The organism is Cupriavidus basilensis (genome assembly GCF_029335485.1).
GTDB lineage: Bacteria > Pseudomonadota > Gammaproteobacteria > Burkholderiales > Burkholderiaceae > Cupriavidus > Cupriavidus basilensis_E.
Genome location: NZ_JARJLM010000314.1, coordinates 1 through 4,521 on the forward strand (window position 1 = coordinate 1; position 4,521 = coordinate 4,521).

Genomic DNA, 4,521 nt, shown 5'->3' on the forward strand with positions numbered 1-4,521 from the left:
CGTCTCCCCCCGCCGGAGTGCCTTGCACCTGAGCCGGAGCGCCCGTATGCTGCCCCTCGAATGCCAGTGCCGCTACTGCCGCGTCATGACCGGCGAATGATGCAGAGCGGCATAGGCTCAAGACTTGCTGGACCCTAAAAACAAAACGGAGACCACCATGCAGTCAGAGCAGCAGCGCGTCCTGCGCAACACGATTCCCGATGCCATCGCCCGCGCGGTAAGGCGCAGTCCCGACAAAGCCGCGCTGCGCTTCGGCGAGCGCACCTGGACCTACCGCCAGCTCGAAGCCGCGGCAGCCAGCGTGGGGGCAGCGCTGCAGCGCTGGGGTCTGCGCCCCGGCGACCGCGTGGCCGCGTTCGGCAAGAATTCGGACGCCTACGTGCTGCTGTGGCTGGGCTGCCTGCGTGCCGGGCTGGTCCACGTACCGGTGAACTTCTCGATGACGCGCGGCGAGGTGGAATATATCGTCACCCAGTCCGGCTCCAGCGCGCTGTTCGCCGATCCGGCGCTGGCTGCCCATGTCGAAGGGCTGCCCTGCGCCTTGCTGGGCAGCCTGTACGGCGGCGGCGCACACGACGTGCTGGCGGCGGCCGGGGGCCCCGCGGGAGAGATCCTGGCCAGCCTCGACGACACCATGCCGGCACAGATCCTCTATACCTCCGGGACCACCTCGGCGCCCAAAGGTGCGGTACTCACGCATCGCGCCCTGCTGGCCGAATACATGAGCGCCATCGCGTCATGCGACATCCGGCCGGAAGACTACGCGCTGGCCGCGCTGCCGCTCTACCATTCGGCGCAGATGCATGTGTTCCTGATGCCCTTGCTGCTGATGGGCGGCACCGCCTTGCTGGCGCAGAGCCCCGAGCCGGGTTTCTGCCTGCGCACGGTGCGGGAGGAGGGCATCACCAGCTTCTTCGCGCCGCCCACCGTCTGGATCGCGCTCCTGCGCCATGCGGAATTCGATCCCGGGCAGCTGGGCACCCTGACCAAGGCTTATTACGGCGCATCGATCATGCCGCTGCCCGTGTTGCAGGAATTGCGCGAGCGCCTGCCGGCGCTCGGCTTCTACAACTGCTACGGGCAAAGCGAGATCGGGCCACTGGCGACGGTACTGGGACCTGAGGAACATCGCGAACGCCCCGCCTCGGCCGGACGGCCGGTGCTCAATGTGGAAACGCGCATCGTCGACGAAAAAATGCAGGATGCCAGACCCGGCGAGCTCGGCGAGATCGTGCACCGCTCGCCGCAGTTGCTGACGGGGTACTGGGACAAGCCCGGGCAGACCGCCGAAGCCTTCAGCGGTGGCTGGTTCCACTCGGGCGATCTTGGGTTCATGGACGCGCAAGGCTATCTCTACGTGGTCGACCGCATCAAGGACGTGATCAACTCCGGCGGTGTGCTCGTCTCCAGCCGGGAAGTCGAGGAATGCCTGTACCAGCATGAAGCGGTAGCCGAAACCGCGGTGTTCGCGCTGCCGCATCCGAAATGGGTCGAAGCGGTCGCGGCCTGCGTGGTGCTCAAGCGCGATGCGCGGGCGGAGGAGGCGGTGCTGCTCGCGCATGCACGCGCCGCGCTGGCGCCGTTCAAGGTGCCCAAGCGCATCGTCTTCGTGGCGGACCTGCCGCGCAACACCGCCGGCAAGCTGCTCAAGCGGCAATTGCGCGAGGACTACGCGGGTCTGTTCGGCGACTGATCCGGCGCCATTGGCGGGGCGCGGTGCATCGCGCCCCGCTGCGCCCGCCCGCCTACCGGAGAAGCGTCAGTAGCATCAGGATCTTCATGCCGCACGCCTTGGGATAGGAGGATAGCGGCAATGCGCCGCGCCCCCTGGAGACCCCTACACCCTGCACAATAGGAGCAAGCGGCGCCGGAGATCCCGGCAACCCCATTGTCAGTAGGGCATCGCCACCCCGTTCTGCACCTTGACCCGGTCGCCATTGCGCAGGTTGTAGGGTGTCGACTGGGTCAGCGTGAGATAGGCGTTGTCGGTGGTGCGCACGCGGATACGGTACGCCGGTGGCGCCGTGTTGGCGCGCTTCTCTACCTCGTTGCCGGCCAGCGCGCCAGCCACCGCGCCGCCGATGGTGGCCACCGTGTTGCCGCGGCCGCCACCCACCTGGTGGCCGAGCAGGCCGCCCACGACCCCGCCGATCACGGCACCGGCACCGCTCCCTCCCGGCGCTTGCCCGGGCAGCATCTCGATGGATTCGACCTGGCCGTAGCGCACGCCGTAGGCATCGTTACCGTAGCCGCCTTCGGCCGGATAGGTCTGGGGATAGCCGGCTTGCGGAGCGGTCTGCTGCGGGTAGCCTTGCTGCGGGTAGGCCGGTTGCTCGTAGCCTTGCTGTTGATAGCCCTGTTGCTCGTAGCCCTGCTGCGGGTAGGCAACGGGATATGCGCCGCCGGCCTGCGCGCCGCTGCTGCCGTACGCCCCGTAGCCGCCGTTATTCCCGTAGGCCCCGCCATATCCGCCATACCCGCCATAGGGGGCGGTCACGCAGCCGGTAAGGGCGCCGGCCGCAAGCAAGCCCAGCGCGGCGGCACGAAGGGGAAAGGAAGGGAAAGGCATGTGGAGCTCCTGCGGATGTCGCGAGTAGTGATGCGCGCGAGTCTAGGGCCGGCAGGGCGCCGCGGGTGTCACCGAGGCTTGTGATTGGTAACCGCCTGTAACGAAAATCGCACCGGGCCATGAAAAACCGGGCGCATCCCCTCGCTGCAGCTCAGGCGCGCTCCGCGCCGTCGTCGTTGAAGGCCGTGAGGCGCGCCACGCGGAAGGTGCCACGCAGCGATTCAAGCTCGCTCCGGTGCAGCATCGCCAGCCGGCTCAGGAAGCGCTCGCCCTTGGCGAGCAGGTGGACTTCCACGATACGCCGGTCATCCGCGTTGGCCTTGCGCTTGACCAGGCCGGCCGCCTCGCAGCGGTTGACCAGCGCCACCACGCCATGCTGCTTGGCCTGCAGGCGCTCGGCCAGTTCCCCGATCGAAGCCCAGTCTTTACCGGCACAGCCACGGATATGCAGCATCAGCAGGTATTGCTGCACGGTCAGGCCTTCGTTGTGCGCGGCATCCTCGGAAAACCGCAGGAACCGGCGCAGCTGATAGCGAAAATCGGATAACGCCTCGAAATCCTGCTTGGCAAGCGGGGATCTGGATGCGGCAGGCTGACGGGTCATGGCAGGGCAGCGTCGGTATGCTGGAACTTGGCTCGACGCCCATTATAGAGGCAGCCCACGGGCTGCCCGGGCTGGACAGGAGAACAGCCACGGCATGCCGGCCCACATACCAGCCCGTCCGCGTTTCGACCGCGGCCCATGCGGGTATGGCAGAATCTGTGCGTTCGCAGACACTCCTGCCTGCCAATCTCACCACTGCCACCGGAACCGAAACCGATGTTCACGGAAATCGCCCTTTTCCTGCTCGATACCGTCTTCACCTTGTTCGGCATGGCGCTGCTGCTGCGCCTGTGGATGCAATGGACACGGCTGCCCACGCGCAACCCCGTCTCGCAAGGCGTGTTCCAGGTCACCGACTGGCTGGTGCGGCCGCTGCGCCGGGTGATACCCGGCCTCGGCGGCATCGACTGGGCTAGCGTGATCGGCGCCTGGCTCACGGCCGTGGTATTCCTGCTGCTGGTCGTGCTGCTTTCCGGCGCCGATCCGCTGGGCTCGCTGCCGCTGATCCTGCTCATTGCCGTCCTCAATATGCTGAAGTGGGGCATCAGCATGGTGATGTGGGTGACGCTGCTGATGGCGATCCTCTCCTGGGTCAACCCGCATTCGCCGGTCACGCCAGCCATCAGCCACCTGACCGCGCCGCTGCTGCGGCCCATCCGCCGCATGGTGCCGCAACTGGGCGGCTTCGATATCTCGCCCCTGGTGCTCTTCGTGATCGCCCAGATCCTGCTGATGGTCATCGCCCGGCTGGGCGCCGGGCTGTTCGGCGCCCGTTTCTTCGGTCTCTGAGCGAACGTGCCGCAAGGGGGCAGGACGGCCCCTGCGGCACGGGTCCGCGGTGATTGTCCATATGGACGAACAGTGTTTTGGTGATTAGCGCTTTTTCCTGAGCAGAGGGCCGCCTACATTACAGCCAACGTGGAACGCACCACGACATGCCAGAAGAAAAGGAAGCATCATGAAGACCCTCGCACAACCCCGTACCCTCGCCGCCACCCTCCTCTGCGCCATCGGCCTGTCGATGGCTGCCGCCTCCGCCCACGCCGCCACCCCGGTATCGGACCTGGCCCGCCTGGACGGCAGCATCGGCCGCACCGTCGATGCCTTCACCGACGGCGCCCGCAACGGCCCGCGCGACCCGTACACCGATGGCGCCCGCATCGGCCAGCGCGACGTCTTTTCCGACGGCGCCCGCGGCGTGAACGAGCCCCGCAGCAGCTTCAGCGACGGCGCCTGAGCGCGCCCGGCCATTGACGGCAGCATTGGAAGAGGCTGCCGCAGCAGTAGATTTGGAAGTGGAAATAGAAGTAGAAGCCGTAGCAACAGCAGCAAAGGGCTAGCCTGCCAG

At 67.0% G+C, this 4,521-nt stretch carries 5 protein-coding genes; 3 read left to right on the forward strand and 2 right to left on the reverse strand.

Annotated elements, in window-relative coordinates; translation table 11 throughout:
* The first annotated feature begins 157 nt into the window (after positions 1-157).
* Positions 158-1,693, forward strand: coding sequence for a fatty acyl-CoA synthetase (locus P3W85_RS18310; RefSeq protein ID WP_276265834.1), 1,536 nt, complete (start codon positions 158-160; stop codon positions 1,691-1,693).
* Positions 1,694-1,891: 198 nt separating this feature from the next.
* Here P3W85_RS18310 and P3W85_RS18315 read toward each other — a convergent pair whose 3' ends face one another.
* On the reverse strand, positions 1,892-2,569 hold the full coding sequence (locus P3W85_RS18315) for a glycine zipper 2TM domain-containing protein (RefSeq protein WP_017230703.1): 678 nt from the start codon (positions 2,567-2,569) through the stop codon (positions 1,892-1,894).
* A 151-nt stretch (positions 2,570-2,720) separates the two neighbouring features.
* On the reverse strand, positions 2,721-3,173 hold the full coding sequence (locus P3W85_RS18320; RefSeq protein ID WP_017230704.1) for a MarR family winged helix-turn-helix transcriptional regulator: 453 nt from the start codon (positions 3,171-3,173) through the stop codon (positions 2,721-2,723).
* A gap of 216 nt (positions 3,174-3,389) precedes the next feature.
* Here P3W85_RS18320 and P3W85_RS18325 point away from each other — a divergent pair, with 216 nt between their 5' ends.
* Together P3W85_RS18325 and P3W85_RS18330 are read left to right on the forward strand one after the other, a co-directional pair.
* Positions 3,390-3,962: a YggT family protein gene (locus P3W85_RS18325; protein WP_017230705.1), complete on the forward strand. Its 573-nt coding sequence runs from the start codon at positions 3,390-3,392 to the stop codon at positions 3,960-3,962.
* Positions 3,963-4,131: 169 nt separating this feature from the next.
* Positions 4,132-4,410, forward strand: a complete 279-nt coding sequence (locus tag P3W85_RS18330; protein WP_276265835.1) for a hypothetical protein — start codon at positions 4,132-4,134, stop codon at positions 4,408-4,410.
* Positions 4,411-4,521: the final 111 nt, after the last annotated feature.

Coding starts and splice junctions, on each gene's coding strand:
- P3W85_RS18310 (WP_276265834.1), top strand. CDS start 158: ATGCAGTCAGAGCAGCAGCGCGTCCTGCGCAACACGATTCCCGATGCC.
- P3W85_RS18315 (WP_017230703.1), bottom strand. CDS start 2,569: ATGCCTTTCCCTTCCTTTCCCCTTCGTGCCGCCGCGCTGGGCTTGCTT.
- P3W85_RS18320 (WP_017230704.1), bottom strand. CDS start 3,173: ATGACCCGTCAGCCTGCCGCATCCAGATCCCCGCTTGCCAAGCAGGAT.
- P3W85_RS18325 (WP_017230705.1), top strand. CDS start 3,390: ATGTTCACGGAAATCGCCCTTTTCCTGCTCGATACCGTCTTCACCTTG.
- P3W85_RS18330 (WP_276265835.1), top strand. CDS start 4,132: ATGAAGACCCTCGCACAACCCCGTACCCTCGCCGCCACCCTCCTCTGC.